Below are 24,684 nucleotides of genomic sequence, written 5' to 3'. Positions count from 1 at the left end.
GCACCTGCAACCCGATCACGCCGGTCACACATGGCCAAGAGAACGAAGCAGCCTCACGCGCGGCAACGCGCATTCGCGGCCGTGGCAATGAGTTTCGTCGCACTCCTGACCATCAGCGTTTCCTTACCGGCCCTGGCCGTGAACCCCGACGCCCCCCGCATGGTGACTGCGAGTGACTCCCCCAGCGATCCGGCTCAGACCCTGACGGTCGGCACCGGTGCATCGGTGGCCGTCCAGCGCGACGGATACACGATCGAGAAGGTGCCGACCCGCGCCGCGTACACCCAGACCGCCGCCACATACGTCAACTATCTGGGTGCGATCCAGTGGCCGTTCCTCACCGGAGTGCCGATCACCACGGACTTCGGTCCGCGCAGTGCACCGTGCGGCGGGTGCTCCACGTTCCATAAAGGCATCGACATGAACCCGGGCGTGGACTCGCCGATTCAAGCCATCGCTGACGGAGTGGTGCGAGAAGTATCAGAAACCGACGATGGCGGACTCGGCGTCTACGTCGTCATCGACCACATGGTCGACGGCGAACTCGTCAGCAGCGTCTACGCCCACATGAGCGAAGGCTCCCTCACCCTCGAGGTCGGCCAACCCGTCAAAGTCGGACAAGTGGTGGGCAACGTCGGTAACACCGGTCAAAGTACCGGTCCTCACCTCCACTTCGAAGTCCTGCTCGACGGCACAACACCCACAGATCCCTTCGTATGGCTGACAGAAAGGGTTCGCCCAGAATGAGACGCAACACATCGCGATCGCAACGTGGAACACGGAACGCCGACAAGAGGGTGTGGTGGGCCGTGGTCGCGGCACTCGCTCTCATCGGCACCCTCGGGATAACTCAGCCTGCGGCGGCCGCGGAGTATCCGTCATGGTCTGATGTGGAGAACGCACGGTCGAACGAAGCGTCCAAGCAGACGCAGATCACCGAGCTAACAAACCTCATCGCAGGGTTGACCGGTGAGGTTGCCACCGCTCAGGCACTCGCTGCTCGCCGAGGCTCCGAGTACGAGCGCGCGCAGGGCGCCTTCGATGAGGCCACCTACCGCGCCACCCTGCTCCAGGGACAAGCGGATGAGGCTTCAGCTCGTGCCGACGCGTCTGGGGCGCAGGCCGGACGACTGGCATCCATGCTCGCCCGATCAGGAGGCACCGATCTCTCGATGACCCTTTTCCTCGAGGGAAAGAACGCGGACGACCTGCTCTCCAAGCTGGGCTCCATGAGCAAGCTCACCGAACGCACAAGCCTGATCTATGAAAAGGCCGCCACCGACCGGAACTCGGCAACCGCGATAACCGACCAGGCGAAAGTGGCGAAGGAGGTGCTCGGAGGGCTGGCGAAGAAGGCCGAAGCGGCCCTGACTGAAGCGATCGCCGCCCGCGCCGCGGTCGAAGCGAAGCTCGCAGAACAGCAGCAGTACTCGACCACCCTGCACGCGCAACTGGCAGTACTCACGGAGAACCGTGCCGCCACGGAAGCCGACTTCGAGAAGGGCGAACAAGCTCGCCTCGCGGCCGAAGCTGCAGCGGCAGCCGCTGCTGGCGGTGGCGGGGGAGACGGCGGACTGGACTCGGGGCAGCTCAGCGACCAGGGTTGGGCGCTGCCCGTGTCGGGCTGGATCAGCGATCGTTTCGGTCCACGCCCGGACAAGCCTGTTGCCGGGGTGGGGAATTTCCACTACGGCACCGATATCGCCGCCGGATGCGGCCGCGCAATCTACGCCGCAACGGGTGGCACCGTCATCTATGCCGGCTGGCTCGGCACCTACGGAAACTGGGTACTTGTCGACCACGGAAACGGCGTCCAAACCGGATATGCGCACAACAGCAGCATCCTCGTCAACGAAGGCCAATACGTCGATGCGGGCGCAAACATTGCTCTCGTCGGCACGACTGGCGCATCAAGCGGCTGCCATTCTCATTTCGAAGTGCGGGTCGACGGCGCCCGCATCGACCCACAACCGTTCATGAGCGCACGAGGAGTCACCCTTGGCTAAAAGTACAGAAGCACAAGACCGACGCAGCAGTATGGTGATCGTCCTAGCTGGAGCTGTTCTGATCGTTCTTGCAGGATGCGCCGCCGTACCTGGCGCTCCTGAATCTTTGGAAGCAAACGGAGCCGCCGATTTCGGGCACACTCATGGCCTGGGCGCCGACCCGACCACCGGTGAGACGTACGCGGCAACGCACAACGGTGTCTGGCTCGTCCCCACCGGTCAACTGCCAGAGGACTATCTGGACGGCGCGGAGCGTGACTCCGGGGTGAATCGGGTCCAGATCGCCGGTCGCGCTCAGGACACGATGGGATTCACCGTCGCAGCACCCGGACTTCTCCTGGCATCGGGTCATCCCGACCCTGTCGAGCAACCGGACCTGAACCCGCCGAATCTGGGACTGATCTCCAGTACCGATGGCGCGAAAACCTGGGGGACACTCTCGCTTCGTGGTGAAACCGACTTCCACGATCTCGACGCGGTAACTCTGCCGGATGGCGCGCTTCGCATTTACGGCTACGACGCGACTGGTGGCATGATCCAGGTGAGCGACGACGACGGCGCGACATGGACGGCCCGGGCATCCATACAATTGCGGGATCTGGCAGCCGATCGTGCCAATCCGGATCGCCTCTACGCGACGACAGCTGACGGCCTCCTCGTGAGTAACGACACCGGGCGCTCCTTTGAACCGGTGTCCGCGGCTCCCGCCCTGTTCCTCATCGCCGCCGGCGACGCCGAGAGCGGGAACATGGTGGGCATCGACACGCAGGGGGCTATCTGGAGCACAAGCATCGAGGCTGGCACCTGGTCGATGACTGGTCAGACCGAAGGAACGCCGGAGGCGCTCGGATACGTCGTCGGAAGCACACCATGGATCCTCATCGCAGATGCGCGAGGAATCGTCGCCAGCGACGACCTCGGTGCAACGGGCACCGTACTCGTTCCGAAGTGACCGGTCTCGGGGCCAGGCACTCATTCCAGTTGCTTACACGCGGGCTGGCTCCCTGTCCGCGGCGGGGGAGGCGGCGAGTGCCGCTTTCGTGCTGGTCTCCGGGCGGAGGTCCAGGCGCCTGAGCAGTTGGGCGTTGAGCGCAACGACGATCGTCGAGGCGGACATGAGCAGCGCCCCCACCGCCATCGGAAGCACGAAACCGATCGGTGCCAGCACGCCGGCCGCGAGGGGGACCGAGATCAGGTTGTATCCAGCCGCCCACCAGAGGTTCTGCTTCATCTTGCGGTAGCTCGCGCGGGAGAGCTCGATCACGGAGAGAACGGATCGTGGGTCGTCGCTGGCGAGGATGACACCCGCCGACGCGATGGCGACATCCGTACCCGCCCCGATCGCGATGCCGACATCTGCCTGGGCCAACGCAGGAGCGTCATTGACGCCGTCTCCGACCATCGCGACCTTGCGGCCCTCGCGCTGCAACTCCGCGACCTTTTCGGCCTTGTCCTCCGGGTGCACGCCGGCGAAGACGCGGTCGATGCCTAACTCGGCCGCAACCGACTGGGCGACGGCCTCGGCGTCGCCTGTGATCATCACGACCTGGATGTCGAGCGCGTGTAGCGCGTCGACCGCCTGGTGGGATTCCTCCCGCACTTCGTCTGCCAGGCCGAACGCCCCGATTACTTCGCCATTCGACAGAACGTGCAGGATGATCGCACCATCCTCCTTCCACGTCTCGCTCGCCTCGAGCGGGCGTGCGCCGTGGTTTTGGAGCATGCTCGGGCCGCCGACGCTGACGTCCTTGCCATCGACCGTGGCGGTCACGCCGACAGCGGTCGATGCCTGGAATCCGGAGGCCCTCGGGACCGTCACGCCTCGAGCTTTCGCCGCCGCCACGATCGCCTTGGCAAGGGGATGTTCGCTGTCGCCCTCGACCGCGGCGGCCAGAGCGAGAACCTCTTCCTCCGAAGCGGCGCCGGCAACGGTGATCCTGGAGACAACCGGCTCGCCCTTCGTCAGGGTGCCGGTCTTGTCGAACAACACGGTATCCACGGTCCGCATGCTCTCCAGCGCCAGGCGGTCCTTGATCAACACGCCGCCCTTCGCGGCTCGTTCGGTCGCGATCGAGACCACCAGGGGGATAGCGAGGCCGAGGGCGTGCGGGCAGGCGATCACCAGCACGGTGATTGTTCTGATGACGGCGTCATCCGGGTTGCCGAGCAGTGTCCAGGCGACCGCGGTGAGTACGCCGGCGCCGAGCGCGAACCAGAACAGCCAACCGGCGGCCGTGTCGGCGATGCGCTGCGCGCGAGATGACGAGTTCTGCGCTTCGGTGACAAGGCGCTGGATGCCGGCGAGGGCGGTGTCATCGCCGACCGCGCTCACACGCACGCGGATGGCGGTGTCGGTTGCGACGGTGCCGGCGACAACGTGGTCTCCGGGACCTCGGCTGACCGGCCGGGATTCTCCGGTGATCATCGACTCGTCGACATCCGCTGTCCCCTCGGTCACCTCGCCATCCGCCGGCACCCGTCCGCCGGGCCGCACGATGACAACATCGCCGACTGCGAGTTCGGAGGGGGAGACGACGACGATCTCTCTGCCGTCGATGCGCTCGGCCTCGTCGGGGATAAGTGCCGCCAGGGACTCCAGGGCAGTGGATGTCTGTGCCAGTGATCGCATCTCGATCCAGTGGCCGAGCAGCATGATCACGATCAGGAGCGCAAGCTCCCACCAAAAGTCGAGTTCATGGTCGAGGATGCCGAGGTTCGCGCCCCAGGAGGCCAGGAACGCAACAGTGATCGCGAGTCCGATCAAGAGCATCATGCCCGGTTTACGGGACCGCAACTCGGACACGGCACCGGTGAGGAATGGACGACCTCCCCAGATGTACATAACGGTGCCGAGCACAGGCGAAATCCACGAGATCAGCGGAACGTCGGGGAGCGAATAGCCCAGGATCATCGCGAACATGCCGCTGAACACGATGACCGGGACGGCGATGACCAGCATGATCCAGAACAGGCGGCGGAACTGGCCAACATGGTCGCCGTGACCGCCGTGACCCTCATGACCAGAATGACCGCCGTGACCCGCGTGATCTGTCTCTGAGCCCATGCCATCCTGGCCCATCGCCGCGTGATTCATCGACTCGTGCTCGTGGGTTGTGCCGTGCTTGTGATGTGACTCGCTCATACGCTTAGAGTATACCCCCTATGGGTATACGTCAAGTTCGATTTCACGCGAATCAGCGCGCGCTGCCAACCGCTGGAGACACACGTTGACGTGATGACGTATTCATCGACCACGAGATCGAGGAGATCCTGAAAACTCAGCGTCACCTCGTGATCCACCATCCCGCTGACCTTGAGGCTCCACTCTGCTGGGTGGATCGACGGCACAGTGAGGGCGATGTCCACCCGGTAGAAGTCCGCGTTCGGAGTGAATAGCGACGAGATAACAGGGATGTCCAGGTCGGCGCCGGGCGGCACCGTCACCGTGGATTGCGGTGCGGGAAGCCTTAGTGCGTCACGGATGCCGTACGGTGACGATGTTGCCGCAGAGATGACCCGCGACCCGATTCCCACCACCGCGGACGCCACCGCGACGGCGACGGTAAAAATCGCCGCCACCGACAGCGCTCCGGTCAGAACCAGGGTCACAACTCCAATCGGTGGCTTGATGAACTCCAACACTCCGGCAATGGCCGCCGCAATGACCACCGCGAGGCCGATGGATCCCAAGAGGAAGACCTTGTCGTTTGCGCCGAACGTCGCGATGGCGAACTCCTTAGCCCATCGTGGAACGATGTCGACGACGAAGGATCCGACGGCCAGCACCGGACTGCCATCCTTGCGACGACAAGTGCGACGAGTTCGGCTACCGCGAGAACTGCCGCAGCGCTTACGACGCCGACGACGGCAGCGAGCCCCCAGAGCCGCTTGCACGGTCGTTTGGTTCGAGCAGGCACGGTGGCGGTATTTGAATTCATGACCAGACTCTCCCGACGCCGAACTTTTCGACCCGTTAGTTGTTCGTCACCGATGACACGAGCGGATCGGCATGCCGCAAACTGCAGGATTTATGCAATAATCTGCGTATGGATGCAGATAAGCAGGTTTGTGGACGAGACCCCGACAGCCAATACGTGGAACTCGCCGTCGAGGTGTTCGCGATGCTCGCCGACGCCACGCGCGTGCGCATCGTTCTTGCTCTGCGTGATGAAGAACTCTCGGTGAACCATCTGGCCGACATCCTGGACAAGACGCCGGCATCCGTATCTCAGCATCTGGCAAAGCTCCGGCTTGCACGCATCGTTGCCACGCGCCAGCAAGGTACGCGCGTGTTCTATCGACTGGGAAACGAGCACGCGAGCCAGCTGGTGACCGACGCCATCTTCCAGGCCGAGCACTCGTTGGGAGGTCTGCCGCGGCATCACCACGGTGACTCCGCAGTCGCGTCATGAGCAAGGGCGCGGAGAGCGACCACGTCCACTCCCATCCGACGGGAGTCAGAGGTTTCTTGCACGGTCTCTTCATGCCGCACAGCCACGACGCGGCGGATTCGATCGATGACGCGATGGAATCTAGCGGACAGGGGATTCGCGCGGTCAAGATCAGCCTGGTCGTGCTCGGCGCGACCGCCGCACTCCAACTCCTGGTCGTGCTCGTCAGCGGTTCCGTGGCGCTCCTGGCGGACACGATCCATAACTTCTCCGACGCCCTCACGGCGGTACCCCTCTGGATCGCTTTTGTGTTGGGGCGCCGAGCGGCTACCCGACGTTACACCTACGGTTATGGTCGTGCTGAAGACCTGGCCGGGCTATTTATTGTCGCCATGATCGCCCTGTCGGCGATCCTCGCCGGCTATGAGTCGATTGCCCGGCTCATCAACCCACAACCGATTACAAACCTGGGCTGGGTACTCGCGGCCGGGATCATCGGCTTCGCTGGAAACGAACTTGTGGCTGTCTACCGCATCCGCGTCGGGCGTCGCATCGGGTCTGCTGCACTCGTGGCCGATGGCATTCACGCCCGCACAGACGGGTTCACGTCCCTGGCTGTCGTCGCCGGTGCCATCGGCGTCTGGCTCGGATTCCCGCTTTCCGACCCGATCGTCGGACTCGTGATCACCGCAGCGATCGTGATCCTGCTCTGGGGAACGGCTCGCGACATCGGCCGCCGGTTGCTCGATGCGGTCGACCCGGAACTCGTGGCCTCGGCGGAGAAGGCTCTCGAAACCCGGCCCGGTGTGGAGCGCGTTGACGTCGTGCGTCTTCGTTGGACCGGTCATCGCCTATCGGTCAGCGCCCGGGTGGCGATCGATTCGAGTATGTCGGTCGGGAGCTTCCAACTGCTTGAGCGCGAAGCGGATGACGCCCTCCGCAGCGCACTACCCAGCGTCGGCCTTGTGCAGCTGAGTCCACAGCTAGTCGCACGTCGCACCACGAGGGAGAATTGAATCATGAGAGTCGAAGTCCTGCACATAGAAGACTGCCCGAACTGGGAAGATGCAACCCGTCGAGTGACGGCGGCGTTGCGTGCCACGGGTCATGACGATGTGACCGTCGTGGCCATGCTGCTGCGGACGCCGGGCGAAGCGGCGGGCGTTCCATTCTCAGGGTCTCCCACGATCACCGTCGACGGTATCGATCTGTTTCCAACAGAGGGGCGGACGAACGACCTGGCCTGCAGAATCTACCTGACACCCAGTGGCCTGGCTGGTCTTCCCACAATCGAGCAGTTGACAGCGGCCTTTGAAAGCCGCGGCTGACTGCCCCGCAATGGTGTTCCTGATCTATTCGATGTGACGAGAAGACGAGACAGGTCACCGCTCGATAGGGTTGTTGGATGCCCAGACCGGTTCACCTCCTCGCCGTAGTGGTCATCGCGGGAATCGCAGTTCTCGGGCTGGCCGCGCCGGGGGCTGCCATGGCCACCCAGCCGATTCAGGTGGCGCAGGACACCAGCGATTTCACCTTCGACTCGATGCACGCCGACTACCGACTCGCGATCACGCCCGACGGGCGCTCGACCATGGAAACGACGGAAACCATCGTCGCGCGGTTCCCAGAGATCGACCAGAACCGCGGCATCCGTCGCGCAATTCCGACGCACTATGACGGCCATCCGACCGGCCTCGATATCGAGAGCGTGACCGACGAGAACGGCGCAGCACGCAGCTTCGAGACGGAGGAGGAAGACGGATTCCTCCTGGTCACGATTGCTGCAGACGACTACGTTCACGGCGCCCAGACCTACGTCATCACCTACTCGCAGGAGAACGTCACACTCTTCCCCGATGACACCGACGATGAAGAGTTCTACTGGGAGGTCAACGGAACCGGCTGGGACCAGCCGTTCGGCGAGGTGTCTGCAACGCTGCAGGTCCACGCGGCCATCGCGCCGAAACTCACCGGTGATGTGACCTGCTTCCAGGGTACAGAGGCCTCGGCAACCGAGTGCGACGGTCTGAACAGTGAGACGGATGCCGACGGCTGGCGTGTCGACGCGACCGCCACCGATCTTGCGCCTCACGAGGGCCTGACCATGGTGGTCGGTTTCGAGGAGGGCACATTCGTTCCGCGTGACGACTCGTTCGCCGCGAGCCCGTTTCCGAGCATCGGGCTCGGTGGAGCTCTCGCGGCGCTCGCCGCGGCAGTTGTCGCCGGCATCGCCAGGGTCACCAGGTGGCGCAACCAGCCAGGCCGCCCGACCATCATCGCCGAATATCAAGCGCCGAAGGGCGTCAACCTGCTTCAGGCCGGAGACGTCTCGGCGAGGCCTGGCAAGGCGATGGCCGCCCAGTTCCTCAGCTTCGCCGTTCGGGGCAACGTGCGCGTGCTGGAAGCCGAGGACAAGAACCACTACCTGCTCGAATTTGTGCACGACGACGGCCTCGACCAGACAGAGCTCGCGATTCTGCGCGCCCTCTTTCCCTCCCTCCAACCGGGTACCAGGCGCGACCTCAAGAAGAAGAATGCGTCGCTCTCGAAAGCACTCCACAAGCAGCTGACGGCGGCGAAGTCTCGCCTGTACGCCGACGGTCTGCGGGAGAAGAAGGGCGGCGCGCTGCGCGTCCTGCTAGTGGTGATTGCGATTTTCGCCGGCATTGTCGGATTCATCGCCAGCGTCATCGCGCTCGGCAACGAGATCGGAGGTGTCTGGCCTCTGCTGACGCTGATCGGCTCCATTCTCTCGGCCGGCATCGCCGTGTCCATGCTCGCCAGCATCCGGCCGCTGACCGCGGCCGGGGCCGAACTCCGCGACTACCTGAAGGGCCTCAAACTGTATATCGAACTGGCGGAAGCCGATCGGATTCGCGTGCTGCAGAGCCCGGAAGGCGCACTGCGTTCGCCTTACCGGCCCGATCCTGCGGCATCCGTCGCTGGGGACCCTGCCGCCGTTGTCGACACGCAGAACCCGGTGCAGGTGCTGAAACTCTATGAGAAGGTGTTGCCGTACGCCGTGCTGTTCGGCCAGGAGAAGAAGTGGGCAGGCGTGCTCGGCGACTATTACGCCGCCAGCGGTGCTGAGCCGGAGTGGTACTCGGGTTCGACGGCGTTCAACGCCGGAATGTTCGCCGCGGGTATCAGTACGTTCTCGGCCAGCACATCGAGCTCATGGTCTGGTACGGCGACCAGCTCGTCAAGCTCCGGCTTCAGCGGTGGCGGATCCGTCGGTGGCGGTGGCGGCGGCGGCGGGGGAGGCGGAGTCTGATGATGGCCACGCAGAAGAAGAAGACGCAGACAGACCCAGGATTCACCAGGCCGGCACTCGCGCCAGGACTACTGGGCGCGATCGCGCTTCTGGCCGGCCTCGCGCTGCTCGACGTCGACGGTTTCACCGTCATCCGCTACATCGTCAGCATTCTCGCGGTCATCATGTGCGTCTTTGTGATTCAGGCGAAAGCCTGGTGGTGGCTGATCGCGATGGTGCCGATCGCCGTGCTGTGGAACCCGGTCTTCGTCATCGAGCTGCATGGCCAGGGATGGGTGTCCGCGCAGTTCATCGCAGTGCTGCTGTTCGTCGTGACCGGCGTGCTGACGAAGGTGCCGGTCGGGTCGCGCCGACCTCGCTGAATCTTGTCACCCGGCCTGGGCACCCGGTCTTGCGCTGGGCACCTGAAATTGTGGGTGCCCAGTGAATTTTCGGGTGCCCAGCCGGTGAGGGAGCGGAGGGCGTTGTCCTGGCCCGTCGCGGAGTACACTGGTACCGCGCCAGATGAACCCGGTCACCGTCTCGACCGTGAATCGCAGGACAGCGTTCCATCGTTCTGAGATCCGCGATGCTCGATTCAGGGTTCGGCGTCTTGATCGAAACGGCGCATCGGAGACTGTCCACGGATGCCGCCGACGAGAGCGGTCAACCGGCCGCGGCTAGTGGAGAAGAATGCCATACACCCGCCATCAGGCGTCAGGATCGGCCAGCAGGGGTTCGACGGAGAAGAATCGCACGCGTCAGCGATCGCGTTCGCGCGACGACGATGCGCCGATTATCCCTATCCTCGCCCGCAAGGTGCGTGAGGTCGAGGCCAAGGCACAGGGCAAGGGCAAGCTCGGACCGACGAACCGCACCAAGTTCCAGGTCATCGCGCTGCTCATGCGCGAAGAGCGCGCCAGGGTGAAGGCCGGCACGGATGTCCCAGACGCCGACCGCGTCGAACTGCTCAAGCGCCTCGACGGCATTGCCCAGATCCTCGCGAAGACCGCCGCGCGCGACACCAGCCTGATCACCCTGCTCGAACCGGATGCCTCGGTGTCAACCGTCGCGCAGCGCTTCCGCCGCGACTGGCTGCTGGAGTCCGGCGCAGAGCTCAGCCCAGACGAACTCATTATCACCCGTGCCCCCGAACCGGTGCTGGAGATCTCCCAGAACCAGGTCATTCCCCAGTCGGTCAAGGCCAGGCAGTTGGCGAACCCCTTCCTGGCGCCCGACTTCAGCGCTGCGGTCGCCCCGCAGTCCGCTCCCGCCAGGCGACTCGCCAACTGGGAACTGCTCGGCCCTTTGTTCAAGTCCTTCGAGTACGGCTCTGGTGGCCAGGCGGCCAGTATGGACCTGCCGGAGGAGCCCACCATCGACCGGTTGTCTCCGTCGGGCATGGATCTTATGCGTCACCAGGCGCGATTCATCGAGAGTGCCAGACTTGGCCACCGCAGCTATCTGCTTGCAGACGAACCCGGTCTCGGCAAGACGGCCCAGAGCCTGCTCGCGGCATCCGTCACCGGCGCTTACCCACTGCTCGCTGTCGTGCCGAATGTCGTCAAGATGAACTGGGCGCGCGAGGTGGAACTCTGGACCCCGCACCGCAGGGCGACCGTCATCCACGGCGACGGAAAAACCCTCGATGCCTTCGCCGACGTTGTGGTCGTGAACTACGACGTGCTCGACCGCCACCTGACCTGGCTCGGCACTCTCGGTTTCAAGGGGATGGTTGTCGACGAAGCGCACTTTATCAAAAACCTGCAGTCGCAACGCTCGAAGCACGTGCTGTCGCTGGCCGAACAGATCCGCCGTCGCACTCCGGGCGGCAACCCGCTCCTGATGGCCCTCACCGGAACGCCACTGATCAACGATGTCGACGATTTCCGGGCGATCTGGCAGTTCCTCGGCTGGATCGAGGGCGACCGGCCGACACCGAAGCTCATGCAGCGACTGGAGGAGACGGGACTCACGCCCGCCGACGCCGGCTTCTACACCGCGGCGCGTGCCGCCGTGATCGACCTCGGTATCGTGCGCCGGCGCAAGGTCGATGTGGCCGTCGACCTGCCGGCCAAGCGAATCGCCGACCTTCCGGTCGAACTCGACGATGACCTTGGTCGTTCCATCCGGCAGGCAGAGCGCGAACTCGGCGCCCGTTTGGTCACCCGCTACAACGCTCTCGTCGCGGCCCGCTCGACCGGTTCGACGCCGATGGTGCCAGACGAGGATCAGCGCTCTGCGTTCATCCGCGCCGTCGCTCACGCCGAACTCGAGGAGTCGAAGGGTCAGACCACCGGCGAGAACGTCTTCACGATGGTGCGGAAGATCGGTCAGGCCAAGGCCGGTTTGGCGGCGGACTACGCGGCGCAGCTCGCCCGTTCGGTTGGCAAGGTGGTGTTCTTCGCGAAGCACATCGACGTCATGGACTCCGCGGAGGAAACCTTCGCGAAGCGCGAGCTGCGCACGGTCTCGCTGCGCGGCGACCAGTCCGCCATCGAACGCCAGGCCGCGATCGACGCCTTCAACAACGACCCGGAAGTCGCCGTCGCCGTCTGCTCGCTCACCGCAGCGGGTGTCGGCGTCAACCTGCAGGCCGCGTCGAACGTGGTGCTCGCCGAGCTCAGCTGGACGGCAGCGGAGCAGACGCAGGCGATCGACCGGGTGCACCGCATTGGGCAGGACGAGCCCGTCACGGCATGGCGCATCATCGCCGCGCACACCATCGACGCTCGGATCGCCGATCTGATCGGCAGTAAACAGGGACTCGCTGCGCGGGCCCTCGACGGTTCTGAAGAGGAGATCGGTACCGCGGATTCTGTACAGGCCAGCGCCCTGGTCTACCTGCTCACGCAGGCACTCGACGGCCAACTGTAGCCGTTGATTTGAGCCGGAGGTCCTCTGCCCACCATGATGTGTAGACGGTAACGGCGCCGTCATGGTTTCGTAAGCATGAAGGAGCGTCAGCAGATGAAGATCGGTATCCTCACCAGCGGCGGCGACTGTCCCGGCCTGAACGCCGTGATCCGAGGCGCCGTGCTCAAGGGCGTGCGCGTGCACGACGCTGAGTTCGTCGGCATCCATAATGGCTGGAAAGGACTGGTCGACGGCGACTTCATGACGCTCGACCGCCATAGCGTTCGTGGCCTCTCCCGCCAGGGCGGCACCATCCTCGGCAGCTCACGAACCAACCCGTTTGAAGGCGAAAACGGCGGCCCGGAGAACATCCAGCGCACACTCGATGGCGAGGGCATCGATGCGGTCATCGCGATCGGCGGCGAGGGCACACTCGCCGCGGCGCGTCGGCTGACGGATGCCGGACTTCGCATCGTTGGTGTGCCGAAGACCATAGACAACGACCTGGCCGCCACGGACTATTCGTTCGGGTTCGATACGGCAGTGGAGATCGCCACAGAGGCCATCGACCGGTTGCGAACCACAGCTGACTCGCATGGTCGGTGCATGGTGGTGGAGGTCATGGGCCGCCACGTCGGCTGGATCGCCCTGCACTCCGGCATGGCCGGCGGCGCCCACGCCATTCTGATTCCGGAGCAGCCAAAGACGATCGAGCAGATCTGCGAGTGGGTCGAGCACGTGCGGGATCGCGGAAGGGCGCCGGTGATCGTCGTGTCGGAGGGCTTTCTCCTCTCTGGCATGGAGGAGGCGCACTCGCACAAAGGACTCGACGCGTTCAATCGCCCGCGGCTCGGTGGCATCAGCGAGCTCATCGCACCGGAGATCGAAGCGCGTACCGGAATCGAGTCGAGGGCCACTGTTCTGGGTCACACTCAGCGTGGCGGGGCGCCGTCGGCCTACGACCGCGTGCTGGCCACCCGCCTCGGCATGGCCGCCATCGATGCAATCTATGCAGAGCAGTGGGGCTCAATGGTCTCGCTCACCGGCACAGACATCAACATCGTCAGCATCGCCGACGCAACCGGTGGATTGAAGACGGTGCCACAGGCACGCTACGACGAGGCCGCTGTCCTCTTCGGCTGAGTCATGCTCTTCGGCTGAGTCAGGCGCGCGCGGGGTCAGGCGAGCTTTGCCTGCACCTGTGCGAGTGACGGGTTCGTGGCGGCCGAGCCGTCGGGGAACAGCACGGTGGGTACCGTGCGGTTGCCGTTGTTCAGGCTCATCACGAGCTCAGACGTTCCGTCGACTTCCTCGACATTGATCTCGCGGTAACCGATCCCCGCACGGTCCAGCTGGGACTTGAGGCGCGAGCAGTAGCCGCACCACGTGGTGGTGAACATGGTGATGGTTCCGGAGCCGGGCACAAAGTCCATACCTTCAGACTATCTCCGGTGAGTGGGCGCATTCGCCAGTCGCTTGGCTACGATGAAAACATGGTTCTGCCTCAGGTCTGCGTGTGTTATCTCATGCGCGTAACGCCCGATGGGCGATCTGAGGTCCTCCTGGGGCGCAAGAAGAAGGGCCTCGGCCAAGGAAACATCGTCGGTCTGGGAGGAAAGCTCGAACGAGGAGAGACGGCGGTGGATGCTGCAGTGCGCGAGATCGAGGAGGAGTCCGGTCTGGTGGTCGCGGCATCCGATCTCGTGCCTCTCGGTGTGCTGACCTACCTGTTTCCGCACCGCGAGGCCTGGAGTCAGGTGTCGAACGTCTTCGTCTGCACGCGCTGGAGGGGCACGCCGCGCGAATCGGATGAATTGGATCCGCGGTGGTTTGACGTTGCAGAACTGCCCGTCGACGAGATGTGGGACGACGCGAAACACTGGTTGCCAGGGGTGCTGACCGGCAGTCCGGTGCTCGAGAGGTTCACCTTCGGCGAAGACCTGCGGTCTGTGGTTGCCCGCGGTTGAATTCATATCGGCTGAGTTGACCTTGCTCCCCGTGGGTGTCAGGATCAGACGGGTCCGATTAACGGCTCATGAAATTCGATTGAACGCCGGGACGGGTTGCTTCCGGTTGCTCACCACATAGAGAAAGACGCCGGTGGATTTCACCCTCATCGTCGTGCTGGTCATCGTACTGGCACTCATTTTCGACTTCACCAACGGATTCCACGACACGGCGAATGCGATGGCAACTCCGATCGCGACCGGCGCCATGCGTCCGAAGGTCGCTGTCGCTGTCGCTGCGGTCCTCAACCTGGTCGGCGCCTTTCTCTCGACCGAGGTCGCCAGAACGGTGTCGGGCGGCATCATCAAGGAGGGCGACGGTGCAGACAGCGTCAGCATCACTCCTGAGCTGATCTTCGCCGGCCTGATCGGTGCGATCGTCTGGAACCTCATCACCTGGCTGCGCGGGTTGCCGTCCAGCTCGAGCCACGCGCTGTTCGGCGGCCTGATCGGTGCGGCAATCATCGGTGCCGGATTCGGAGCCGTTGACTACGGCGTTGTTGTCGAGAAGGTCATCCTTCCGGCCCTGATCGCTCCATTGATCGCTGGAATTGTGGCGTTCGCGGCCACGAAGATTGCCTACGCGATCACGCGCAGGGAGATCGGCAAACCAGACGGGCGCGGTGGGTTCCGCTACGCGCAGATCTTCTCGTCTTCGCTCGTCGCCCTCGCGCACGGCACCAACGATGCTCAGAAGACGATGGGCGTTATCACGCTGACACTGATCGCCGGTGGTTTCCAGGCCGTCGGGAGTGGCCCGGAGTTCTGGGTGATCGCGGCGTGCGCCATGGCTATTGCGATCGGAACATACACCGGTGGCTGGCGCATCATCCGTACCATGGGCCGCGGACTGACCGAGGTCAAACCTGCCCAGGGTTTTGCGGCGGAGACCAGCACAGCAGCGACGATTCTCGCCTCGAGCCACCTCGGCTTCGCGCTCTCTACGACGCAGGTTGCATCAGGTTCAGTAATCGGTTCGGGGCTCGGTCGCCGCGGTTCATCGGTGCGTTGGGGAATGGCGGGGAAGATCGCGCTCGGCTGGGTTCTCACACTGCCTGCGTCGGCGATCATGGGAGCGTTCGCGGCGGGTTTGGCGCACATCGGGCCGATTGGCATCATCTTGGACGCAGTGATCGGAGCAGTCGTGATCGCCGGTATCTTCTGGTGGTCGCGGCGTGAGAAGGTCTCGCACCATAACGCGCTGAACATCAACGACATTGATGACGCCGGTCGCGTCGTCAAGATTCGGAAGACGCCCAGGAAGCCACCGCGCCAGGACCGTAAGAAGGTGGCACTGTGATCGACTGGGCCGCATTCCTTGTTGTCGCTGTCGCGTCGCTCGTCGCTGCAGCGATTGTTGTGAGCCTCTACGCGTTCGGGCTGCGGCTGATGACGACCGCCGGTCGCATCCCGGTTGTTGAACCGGCTGAGTTCACCGGTGCGATCACGATCCTCACGCAGAAGCAGGCGCAGAAGGAGGCGAAGCGGGCCCGGAAGGCCGCGAAGGCGAACCCCCTCTCGCCGGGCCAGAAACGACTTGCGCTGATCAGCGCGTACGTGTGCTTTGTGCTGTGTGCCGGCGCGGTTCTCTACGGTGTCTACCTGGTCATCCCCGCCCTCCACGGCGGCAGCTGACCCACGCCGCCGCGGGCACGCCGTGGCGGCTGACGGGAGTGTCGGTGGTGTGTTGTTGACTGTGGTCATGGACGAAGACGATTTGGAAGTGCAGGGTCCGTGGGGGTGTCATCCGGAGTGGGGTGATGCGCCTCCGGATGTTGGTGATCTTGATGATCTGGTGTCGTTGGCGTACCGTCGGGACGTTCTCCCGGATGGGTACGCTGACCGGCTCCGCGTGTTCGTCGACGACGTGGTAGAGGACTGGTCGGAGGCCGCGATCCGGGCTGCCGGTATGGCGCGGAAGATCGATCGGGCGAGGGTGTGGTCTGAGACGTCTGACGTGTTCGTTGACTCGAACGCCCCGCTGACCGATTCCGAACGTGCCGCGTGGAATGTGCGGGTGTTTGCCTCGGAATTGGCGGTGCAGTTGACTCTGTCGGAGACCGCGACGGCGAAGCGTATTGCGGAGAGCCGGGTTTTGGTGCATGAGTTGCCTCGCACGCTGGAGGCGCTGGAGTTGGGGTTGATCTCGTATTCGCACGCGCAGGTCATCATTGACCAGGCCGGCACGCTCCCGGAAGAGGCTCGTGCCGAGTTCGAGGATGCGGTGTTGGATGTTGCGTATCGGGTGCCGGTGGCACGGTTCCGTCATGCGGCGGTCAAAGCCAGGGAACGCCTCCACCCCGACTCCATCAAGGAACGGGCGAAGAAAGCGGCCGCCGAGCGCCGGTTCGTGCTCGAACCCGACCTCGACGGGATGGCGTGGTTGCACCAGTACCTGCCCGTCACCGACGCGCAGGCGATCTACCGCCGCGTCACGGGCATCGCAACGAGTATGCAGCACCCGGGTGAGGCCCGCACGTTGACGCAGTTGCGCTCGGATGTTGCCGCCGCCCTGTTGATGGACGGCATCCCCGAGAGCGAACTGAAGGATGGTGCGTACCGGCAGTCCGGCCGGAAGCACAAGGACGGTAAGACCGGCGGGAAGAACGGTGGTGGGAAGCGTCAGGCGGGTGTTCCGGACTGGGGTATCCGCCCGACGGTGTTCGTGACCGTCCCGGTGTTCACGCTGATGGGCCAGAGCGATGAGCCCGGGCAATTGGAGGGGTATGGTCCCATCGACCCAGACACTGCCAGGGGTCTCGCGGCGAAGGCGCCGTGGTTCACCCGGATCCTGACCCACCCGGAGACGGGGATCGTTCTCTCCTTCGGCAAAGACAGGTACCGGCCCCCGAAAGACCTCCGCGACTGGCTCACGTTGCGAGATGGCACCTGCCGGTATCCCGGCTGCGGCCGACCCGCGTCGGAGACCGACATCGATCACACGAGGGATGCGCAGTTCGGCGGGCCGACCGACGAATCCAACCTCTCAAATCTCTGCCGCCCGCACCATCTGCTGAAACACCTCACCGCATGGAAGCTGACCCAGAAACCGGGCAGCATCCTCGAATGGACATCCCCGCTGGGAGCCACCGCGATCACGACACCCGCGATCGAACCCATGAAAGCAGTCCTCCCCGACAACCCGCCCTTCTAGTTCGCCACAGGGATTTAGCGGCGTAGTTATCAATACGGAGCCGCCCGCTGGATGCCCGCGCGCCGGCAGCCGGTGAGTGGTCACATGGCAAGATCGTGATCATGGCCGAGACTGTTGAACAGTGGAACCACAACAGCCACTATCACTCTGCCCTGTTGCGCACGATTCCGGCGAATGCTCGGTCGGCCCTTGACGTCGGCTGCGGGGAGGGCGCACTGACCCGCGCTCTGGCGGGCATCGTACCCACCGTCATCGGCATCGACTCTGACCAGCCGAGCATCGACGAGGCCAGGCGTCAAGATGGGGCCCTGCGGGTCGAGTACATACTCGGTGATTTCCTTGAATACCCCTTCCAGCCTGAGTCGTTCGACTTCGTCGTCTCAGTGGCAACCCTGCATCACATGGATGCGTCGGCGGCGTTGAACCGGATGCGTGCCCTGCTTAGGCCCGGAGGCGCGCTGGCGATCCTTGGACTCGCGCACGCCGGCACGGTGCGAGACCTGCCATTCGAGATTGCGGGTCTGGTCACTCATCGCGCACTTTCTGCGACGCGGGGCTATTGGGAGCATCCCTCGCCGAAGGTGTGGCCACCTCCCGAGTCTTATACCGCGATGCGGCGCCTGGCCGCCGAGCTGCTACCTGGTGCCCGTTTTCGCCGGCATGCACTGTGGCGCTACTCAATCACGTGGTCCAAGCCTGTTACCCGGTGAGCCCACAATGATCGTCACGCTCTGGGCCCGGTTTCGGGCGCGGACTCAATGCCTCGAAGGTTCTCCAGACCGATGAGCGCCGCGACGGGTTTGACAAAAGTCATCTCGCCGAACCGATATTCCTTCGCGGCGACGAGCCGCTGGGCCAGGTCGGGACGAAGCTTCCACACGTACGCGCGCGCCTTCTCGGCGTGGAGCGAGTTGGACACAATCTTGATGACGTCGAATTCCTCAATCAACGGGATCGCATTCTGGATGTTCTCCCACGTCGTGCGACTGTCCGGCTCCGTGAGAATTGGCCCCGTATAGCCCAACTCAAAACGGGCGTAACGTGCCAACAGGTCCGCTTCGGCGATCTCGCCGGCCACAGACCCGCCGCACAACACCAGAACGCTCTCTTGGGCATCACAATCTTGTGAGCGGAGCGCAGCCCGCACTCGGAAGCGATTGATGTAGTTCGCGCGTGTCCCACGATTCTTATACCCGAGCACAAGTACCGCTTCACGGCCGCCGCTTCCCTGTAGGCCTCCCATGCGTCGCCGGGAGGATCGCCAGTGCACAAACTCACTCCAGAGGAGAATCCCGGTGATCGACCCGACCAAGATCAGCAGTCTTCGCATCAGACGAAACTAACATCCTGGGGGAGCGGCCTTCGAAATGGCGTTCCAGCAGCGAGAAGAGAGTTTTCCGCGCCGCTGGAGATCGAATGCCACCGAGGTAGAGCTCACAGGGTTGGCGGCCCGGTTCTGCCCAATCGAAGCAATTAGGATGCAACAGTGTCCCGACTCACCCAGACCGCGATTCCGGAAGCCCTCGATGTGCAGGTGGCCGGCGGCGTTGTTCGTGGCGTTGCCGAACGTGGAATACGTGCCTGGCGGGGCATCCCATACGCCGCGGCCCCCGTTGGTCCGCTCCGGTTCCGGGCACCGACGCCCGTTGAAGCATGGGACGGAATCCACGACGCCAGCCGCTTTGGAACCGTCGCCCCGCAGAGTCGCCGCGGCCAGTTCATCGGGGCGCACCCGCGCATTCCACAGGGCGAAGACTGCCTGAACCTCAATGTGATCGCACCGGACGAGCCGATGCCCGAACCGACTACCGCGCCAACGGATGTCGACGGTCTGCGGCCGGTCATGGTCTTCATCCACGGTGGGGCATACAGTGTCGGATCCTCCCAGGAGGTCCCGCGCCAGGGCGAGGGCTTGGTGCGCGCGGGCGGAGTGGTCTACGTCAGCATCAACTACCGTCTCGGTGCACTCGGGTACCTCGACTTCACGCAGTATTCGACCCCGAAGCGCCCATTCGAGAGCAACCTCGGACTTCGCGACCAAGTGGCCGCCCTGCACTGGGTGCGCGACAACATCCGGGCATTCGGTGGCAATCCGAACGACGTCACCCTGTTTGGTGAGTCGGCCGGCGGCAACGCCGTCACCACGCTGATGACGGTTCCGGCGGCGGCTGGCCTGTTCCACGCTGCGATTGCCCAGAGCGCCCCGCCGAACGCGGTCTACCCCAGGGAACTCGCGGCCAAATGGGCCTCGGAGTACACAGGAATCCTGGGCGGGATCGTGGGCGAAATGACCGGGACACAACACAGTTCGCCGGTCGAACTCCTCTTGACCGCTGCCCCTTCGACACTCGCCGAGGCGACCACCGTGCTCACCCGTCGAGCTCCGGATGCCGACCCAGGCACCATTCCGCTGTCCCCGGTCATCGACGGGGACTTCCTGCCGGAGCGTCCGCTCGACGCGTTCCGCGACGGACGCGCTCACCGGGTTCCACTGATCATCGGCACCAATGCACGCGAGGGTTCCCTGTTCAATGGGCGGATCGCCATCCTGGCAACAACGCCCGTCCGCATCCGCGCGATCTTCGCCAACACCAAAAAGAAGGCCAAGAAGGCGATCAAGGCGCAATACCCGGGCATTCCGGAGCGACAGGCCGCCCTCGATTTCGGCGGCGACTACTCGTTCTGGTACCCGAGCGTGAAGGTGGGTGAGCGTCATTCCCGGTATGCGCCGGTGTACTTCTATCGTTTTGACGCCGCCCCGCTCCTGGTACGGCTGATGGGGCTGGACGCGACCCACGGAATCGAACTGTTCCCGTTGTTCGACCGGCTGAACGGCGTGACCGGGCGAGGGATGACCCTGCTCGGCGGACGCCGTGCCTTCCAGGCCGTCGGCGCGAGGATGCAGCGCTGGTGGCTGAACTTCGCCAGGCAAGGGAAACCGGATGCCGCATGGCCGCGTTACGACGAAGCCAGGCGGCTGACGCTCATCATCGACGTCATCGACCGGGTGGAAGCCGACCCGCTGGGCGACCGCCGCCGGGCGTGGGGTCGCTTCGTTCCGCACGTCTGACTTCGCCACGGAACTGAACTCGCCGCCGGACTCCGCCACGCAGCCCGTAGACTGGTCGCCTGAGAATCGGCCCAACGGCCCGGGGGAGCAGATCATTTCCAGCACAGACACCACCACGTCCGCGCGTTCGCCGAAGTCAGGCCTGAAGGGCCGTTTCGACCGATACTTCGAGATCACCGGAAGAGGGTCGAGCTGGTCCCGCGAGATCCGCGGCGGGGTGGTGACGTTTGTCACGATGGCGTATATCGTCATTCTGAACCCGCTCATCCTCGGCGGTTTCAGCGCAGACCAGGCAACGCTCGATGTCGCAGGAGGCTGGCTGCCCAACGCCCAGGTCGCCGCGGTCACGGCGCTGACCGCCGGAGTGATGACGATCCTCTTCGGTGTCATTGCCAGGCTTCCGTTCGGGTTCGCTGCCGGACTCGGAATCAACTCCTTCCTCGCTGCCAGCGTCGTCGGCCAGATCACCTGGCCAGAGGCCATGGGGCTCGTGCTGATCAACGGACTGATCATCGTGCTGCTGTCGTCGACCGGACTGCGTGCCATGATCTTCGACGCCGTTCCGCAGCAGCTGAAGATCGCCATCACCGTCGGCATCGGCTTCTTCATCGCCTTCATCGGACTCGTCGATTCCGGCTTCGTGCGATCGAGTGGTGCCGCATCCCCTCCCGTACAGCTCGGTGACAACGGTTCCGTCGTCACCCTGCCGACGACGGTCTTCGTGATCGGCCTGATCCTCACCGGCATCCTGCTCGCACGCAAGGTCAAGGCTGCACTGCTGATCGGCATCGTCGCGACAACCGTCATCGCGGTCATCCTCGAAGCCATCTTCAAGGTGGGACCGTCGCTCGGCACCAACCCGGCAGGCTGGAACCTCAACGCCCCGGTTCTGCCGACCTCACTCGTCGCTGCACCCGACTTCGGGCTCATCGGCCAGGTCAGCTTCGGCGCATTCGAACGGATCGGCGTGCTCGCGGCCGTGATGCTGGTATTCACGCTGGTCTTCACGAACTTCTTCGATGCCATGGGCACCATGACCGGGCTGGCGAACGAGGCCGGACTCTCGGACAAGAAGGGCAATTTCCCGAGGCTGAAGTCTGCGCTCATCGTTGAGGGCGTCGGTGCGGTCGTCGGCGGCGCGGCATCCGCTTCATCGAACACCGTCTTCATCGAATCCGGTGCCGGAATCGGCGAGGGCGCACGCACCGGTTTCGCGAACGTGGTCACCGGTGTGCTGTTCCTGGCGGCGATGTTCTTCACCCCGCTCACCCAGATCGTTCCGCTCGAGGTGGCGGCTTCCGCGCTCGTGATCGTCGGTGCGCTGATGGTCTCGCAGATCCGCCACATCGACTTCGGCGAGTTCTCGATCGTGCTGCCGGTGTTCCTCACCATCGTGATCATGCCGCTGACCTACTCGATCGCCAACGGAATCGGTGCCGGCTTCATCAGCTGGGTGCTCGTGCGGTCGTTCTCTGGCAAGGCGAAGGCCATCAGCCCCCTCCTCTGGATCGTGGCGGCTGGATTCTTGGTCTACTTCGTGCGCGGCCCGATCGAGGTGCTGCTGGCCGGCTAGCCGGGCGAGCATACGGGCAGACGGCAGGGCGGATGCCCCCGCGCTGATCCGGGGGATATCCCCATATCCTCGGCTGGCGACAATCCGTAACGTTGATTCTGGTCGCAGACGCGGCCGTCCAGATGAATACGGAGACCGCATCATGTCAACCACCGCCCCGCCCCGGCCCCCGCGCAGGCACTGGCGCCGGCACCGCCACCAACCCCTCAGGCTGCAACACCGAGCAGCCCCCTCAGCATCACCAGTCTTGTTCTCGGCCTGGTGTCGATCTTCGCCGGCTGGACGTTCTTCGCCCCGATTGCCGGCCTCATCACCGGGATCCTGGCCATCGGTCGCGAGCCGCACAGTCGAACCATGGCCATCTGGGGCATCGTGCTGAACGCTGTGATGCTCGCTGGATCGATCATCATCGCCCTGATCGCGGTCATCGCCGGTATTGCAGCACTGCCGTTCCTCCCGTTCGCTTTCTTCTGGTGACAGAAACCGAAGCGCCCCTCCCTCCTGGGGGAGGGGCACTTCCATGCCTGCAGCCTCGTTTCTGTCGCTCGCATGCACTAGCATCGGCACCATGCGGCAGATCACCGAGTGCGTGATTCCCGCCCGCGCAGCCTCGCTGGGCGAGCCGGCGCTCCTCGCGCGCATCCGGGATTGCGTGATCGGTGACGACCGTCTCATGGACGGTCCGTACGGCACGAGGCCGGTCACCTACGCGGATTACACGGCGAGTGGCCGTGCGCTCAGCTTCATCGAGGATTTCATTCGAGACGAGGTGCTTCCGCGCTACGCAAACACGCACTCCGAGAGCAGTGGAACCGGCCTGCAGACGACCAGGCTGCGCGAAGACGCGCGTGACATCATCCGTCGTGCGGTCAACGGTGACGACGACACGATGGTCATCTTCACCGGCAGCGGTTCGACCGGTGCGATCGACAAACTGGTCGGCATCCTCGGCCTGCGGCTGCCAAGCGAGCTTGACGAGAAGTATCATCTTGATGCCCTGATCCCCACCCGCGAAAGGCCCGTGGTATTCATCGGGCCGTACGAACACCACAGCAACGAGCTGCCGTGGAGGGAGTCGATCGCCGACGTCGTGACGATTCACGAAGACTCAGACGGCCACATCGACCAGGCACAGCTCGCCCATGAACTCAGCGTGTATGCCGACCGACCGCTGAAGATCGGTTCGTTCAGCGCGGCGAGCAACGTCACCGGAATCCTGAGCGACACGCACGGCATCACCCGTCTGCTGCACGAGCACGGCGCCCTGGCGTTCTGGGACTTCGCAGCGGCGGCGCCCTACGTTGGCATGGAGATGAACCCGCGCGATGGTGCGCTGCATGAGCGCAAGGACGCGATCTTCCTCTCCCCGCACAAGTTCATCGGGGGCCCTGGGACACCCGGTGTGCTGGTGGTCAGCCGCAAGCTGATGCACAACGCGATTCCGGATGTCGTCGGCGGCGGCACGGTGAGTTACGTCAACCCAGATCACCATCGTTATCTCGCCAACCCGGAGCATCGTGAAGAAGCGGGCACCCCGGCGATCATCGAGTCCATCCGGGCCGGGCTGGTGTTCGCGCTCAAGGACGCCGTCTCGGTTCACACGATCCAGGAGCACGAGAACGATTTCCTTCGCCGCGCGGTCGGTGCGTGGTCGGCGCATCCCTCCATCCAGGTGCTCGGAAACCCTGACGCAGAGCGGTTGTCGATCGTCTCGTTCGTGGTGAAGCGCCCGAACGGCGACTACCTGCACCACAATGCCGTCGTCGCGATCCTGAACGACGTGTTCGGCATCCAGAGCAGGGGCGGTTGTTCGTGCGCCGGTCCATACGGGCACCGGTTGCTCGGCATCGACCTCGAGCGTTCCCGCGAGTTTGAACGTGAGATTCTGAACGGCTGCGAGGGCATCAAGCCGGGGTGGGTGCGGGTGAACTTCAACTACTTCATCAGCGATGAGGTGTTCCGGTACATCGTCGAGGCCGTCACGATGGTCGCCGAGCACGGCTGGCGGCTGCTGCCCGACTACCACTTCGATCCGGCATCCGGTTTGTGGCGGCACCGGGCAGGTCCGGTGGAACCACCACTCCGGCTCGGCCAGCTGTCGTACGACGCGAACGGCATGCTGCGCTTCCCGCGCCATGACGACCGCGCTCGGGCATCCGCCTATTCCGACGCCATTGCGGCAGCGCGAACCCTATTCGAGAATGCATCCGACGGCGCACATGAGCTGGAGCAGGATTCGCAGAGGCTTCTCGCCGAACTCGGAGAGGACTTCGAGCACCTGCGCTGGTTCGATCTGCCGCCGGAGTGCCTCGTGTCGACCGCCGCCACGACGCTCACGAGTGCGGCCAAATCGTCGGTTTGACGCTCTCAAACCG

Annotated in this window: 23 protein-coding genes; 19 read left to right on the top strand and 4 right to left on the bottom strand. The window is 64.2% G+C overall.

The features are described from left to right. Positions 1–87: 87 nt before the first annotated feature. The 3 genes from K323_RS30650 to K323_RS0104650 are packed head-to-tail and all read left to right on the top strand — an operon-like array spanning position 88 to position 2,958. Positions 88–747 carry a M23 family metallopeptidase gene (locus K323_RS30650; RefSeq protein ID WP_211219818.1) on the top strand — a complete coding sequence of 220 codons (660 nt, stop codon included), beginning with the start codon at positions 88–90 and terminating at the stop codon, positions 745–747. Continuing rightward, on the top strand, positions 744–2,006 hold the full coding sequence (locus K323_RS0104655) for a peptidoglycan DD-metalloendopeptidase family protein (RefSeq protein ID WP_022884126.1): 1,263 nt from the start codon (positions 744–746) through the stop codon (positions 2,004–2,006). The genes K323_RS30650 and K323_RS0104655 overlap by 4 nt, the downstream gene beginning before the upstream one ends. After that, positions 1,999–2,958 carry a F510_1955 family glycosylhydrolase gene (locus K323_RS0104650; protein WP_022884125.1) on the top strand — a complete coding sequence of 320 codons (960 nt, stop codon included), beginning with the start codon at positions 1,999–2,001 and terminating at the stop codon, positions 2,956–2,958. Before K323_RS0104655 ends, K323_RS0104650 begins: the two co-directional genes overlap by 8 nt. Positions 2,959–2,991: 33 nt before the next feature. Here the strand turns inward: K323_RS0104650 and K323_RS24250 are convergent, their stop codons facing one another. After that, a complete protein-coding gene (locus tag K323_RS24250; RefSeq protein WP_022884124.1) occupies positions 2,992–5,148 on the bottom strand; it encodes a heavy metal translocating P-type ATPase in 2,157 nt (718 codons plus the stop codon). After that, the gene (locus tag K323_RS28385) at positions 5,145–5,792 is read right to left on the bottom strand and encodes a molybdopterin-dependent oxidoreductase (protein WP_022884123.1); all 648 of its coding nucleotides are present in this window, start codon (positions 5,790–5,792) and stop codon (positions 5,145–5,147) included. Before K323_RS28385 ends, K323_RS24250 begins: the two co-directional genes overlap by 4 nt. A gap of 260 nt (positions 5,793–6,052) precedes the next feature. Between K323_RS28385 and K323_RS0104635 the strand changes: the two genes are divergently transcribed. From K323_RS0104635 to K323_RS0104605, 7 genes are all read left to right on the top strand, one after another. After that, positions 6,053–6,418, top strand: coding sequence for an ArsR/SmtB family transcription factor (locus K323_RS0104635; protein WP_022884122.1), 366 nt, complete (start codon positions 6,053–6,055; stop codon positions 6,416–6,418). Next, positions 6,415–7,413, top strand: coding sequence for a cation diffusion facilitator family transporter (locus K323_RS0104630; RefSeq protein ID WP_022884121.1), 999 nt, complete (start codon positions 6,415–6,417; stop codon positions 7,411–7,413). Before K323_RS0104635 ends, K323_RS0104630 begins: the two co-directional genes overlap by 4 nt. Positions 7,414–7,416: 3 nt before the next feature. After that, positions 7,417–7,725 (top strand): hypothetical protein, encoded by a 309-nt coding sequence (locus K323_RS0104625; RefSeq protein WP_022884120.1) that lies wholly within the window; start codon positions 7,417–7,419, stop codon positions 7,723–7,725. 77 nt (positions 7,726–7,802) lie between these two features. Beyond that, on the top strand, positions 7,803–9,671 hold the full coding sequence (locus K323_RS0104620; protein WP_022884119.1) for a DUF2207 domain-containing protein: 1,869 nt from the start codon (positions 7,803–7,805) through the stop codon (positions 9,669–9,671). Then, entirely contained in the window at positions 9,671–10,033 is a 363-nt protein-coding gene (locus K323_RS0104615) for a DUF6804 family protein (protein WP_022884118.1), read from the top strand. The genes K323_RS0104620 and K323_RS0104615 overlap by 1 nt, the downstream gene beginning before the upstream one ends. A gap of 310 nt (positions 10,034–10,343) precedes the next feature. Then, on the top strand, positions 10,344–12,527 hold the full coding sequence (locus K323_RS0104610; protein ID WP_022884117.1) for a DEAD/DEAH box helicase: 2,184 nt from the start codon (positions 10,344–10,346) through the stop codon (positions 12,525–12,527). A 93-nt stretch (positions 12,528–12,620) separates the two neighbouring features. Further along, the gene (locus K323_RS0104605) at positions 12,621–13,649 is read left to right on the top strand and encodes a 6-phosphofructokinase (protein WP_022884116.1); all 1,029 of its coding nucleotides are present in this window, start codon (positions 12,621–12,623) and stop codon (positions 13,647–13,649) included. A 35-nt stretch (positions 13,650–13,684) separates the two neighbouring features. Here the strand turns inward: K323_RS0104605 and K323_RS0104600 are convergent, their stop codons facing one another. Next, positions 13,685–13,939 (bottom strand): mycoredoxin, encoded by a 255-nt coding sequence (locus K323_RS0104600; RefSeq protein WP_022884115.1) that lies wholly within the window; start codon positions 13,937–13,939, stop codon positions 13,685–13,687. Between the two features lie 60 nt (positions 13,940–13,999). On the opposite strand from K323_RS0104600, the gene K323_RS24240 reads away from it, so the two are divergent. The 5 genes from K323_RS24240 (at position 14,000) to K323_RS0104575 (ending at position 18,376) form a co-directional block, all read left to right on the top strand. Continuing rightward, a complete protein-coding gene (locus K323_RS24240) occupies positions 14,000–14,473 on the top strand; it encodes an 8-oxo-dGTP diphosphatase (protein WP_022884114.1) in 474 nt (157 codons plus the stop codon). A 133-nt stretch (positions 14,474–14,606) separates the two neighbouring features. Then, positions 14,607–15,812 carry an inorganic phosphate transporter gene (locus K323_RS0104590; RefSeq protein WP_022884113.1) on the top strand — a complete coding sequence of 402 codons (1,206 nt, stop codon included), beginning with the start codon at positions 14,607–14,609 and terminating at the stop codon, positions 15,810–15,812. Beyond that, on the top strand, positions 15,809–16,147 hold the full coding sequence (locus tag K323_RS0104585; protein ID WP_022884112.1) for a hypothetical protein: 339 nt from the start codon (positions 15,809–15,811) through the stop codon (positions 16,145–16,147). The genes K323_RS0104590 and K323_RS0104585 overlap by 4 nt, the downstream gene beginning before the upstream one ends. 67 nt (positions 16,148–16,214) lie before the next feature. Then, a complete protein-coding gene (locus tag K323_RS24235) occupies positions 16,215–17,666 on the top strand; it encodes an HNH endonuclease signature motif containing protein (protein ID WP_022884111.1) in 1,452 nt (483 codons plus the stop codon). 101 nt (positions 17,667–17,767) lie between these two features. After that, positions 17,768–18,376: a class I SAM-dependent methyltransferase gene (locus K323_RS0104575; protein WP_026851227.1), complete on the top strand. Its 609-nt coding sequence runs from the start codon at positions 17,768–17,770 to the stop codon at positions 18,374–18,376. Between the two features lie 14 nt (positions 18,377–18,390). Here K323_RS0104575 and K323_RS24230 read toward each other — a convergent pair whose 3' ends face one another. Continuing rightward, positions 18,391–18,909 (bottom strand): YdcF family protein, encoded by a 519-nt coding sequence (locus K323_RS24230; RefSeq protein ID WP_245570928.1) that lies wholly within the window; start codon positions 18,907–18,909, stop codon positions 18,391–18,393. A gap of 243 nt (positions 18,910–19,152) precedes the next feature. Here K323_RS24230 and K323_RS0104565 point away from each other — a divergent pair, with 243 nt between their 5' ends. From K323_RS0104565 to K323_RS24220, 4 genes are all read left to right on the top strand, one after another. After that, entirely contained in the window at positions 19,153–20,736 is a 1,584-nt protein-coding gene (locus tag K323_RS0104565; RefSeq protein ID WP_022884108.1) for a carboxylesterase/lipase family protein, read from the top strand. A gap of 91 nt (positions 20,737–20,827) precedes the next feature. Then, on the top strand, positions 20,828–22,309 hold the full coding sequence (locus K323_RS0104560) for an NCS2 family permease (protein WP_425402262.1): 1,482 nt from the start codon (positions 20,828–20,830) through the stop codon (positions 22,307–22,309). A gap of 261 nt (positions 22,310–22,570) precedes the next feature. After that, on the top strand, positions 22,571–22,786 hold the full coding sequence (locus K323_RS24225; RefSeq protein WP_022884106.1) for a hypothetical protein: 216 nt from the start codon (positions 22,571–22,573) through the stop codon (positions 22,784–22,786). Positions 22,787–22,877: 91 nt separating this feature from the next. Next, positions 22,878–24,671, top strand: a complete 1,794-nt coding sequence (locus K323_RS24220) for an aminotransferase class V-fold PLP-dependent enzyme (RefSeq protein WP_051147215.1) — start codon at positions 22,878–22,880, stop codon at positions 24,669–24,671. The last annotated feature ends 13 nt before the right edge of the window (positions 24,672–24,684 follow it).

Origin of the sequence: Glaciibacter superstes DSM 21135 (genome assembly GCF_000421145.1) — a bacterium.
GTDB classification, from domain to species: domain Bacteria; phylum Actinomycetota; class Actinomycetes; order Actinomycetales; family Microbacteriaceae; genus Cryobacterium; species Cryobacterium superstes.
Note: the sequence above shows the minus strand (reverse complement) of the source record. Positions and strands in the feature narration are given on the sequence as shown.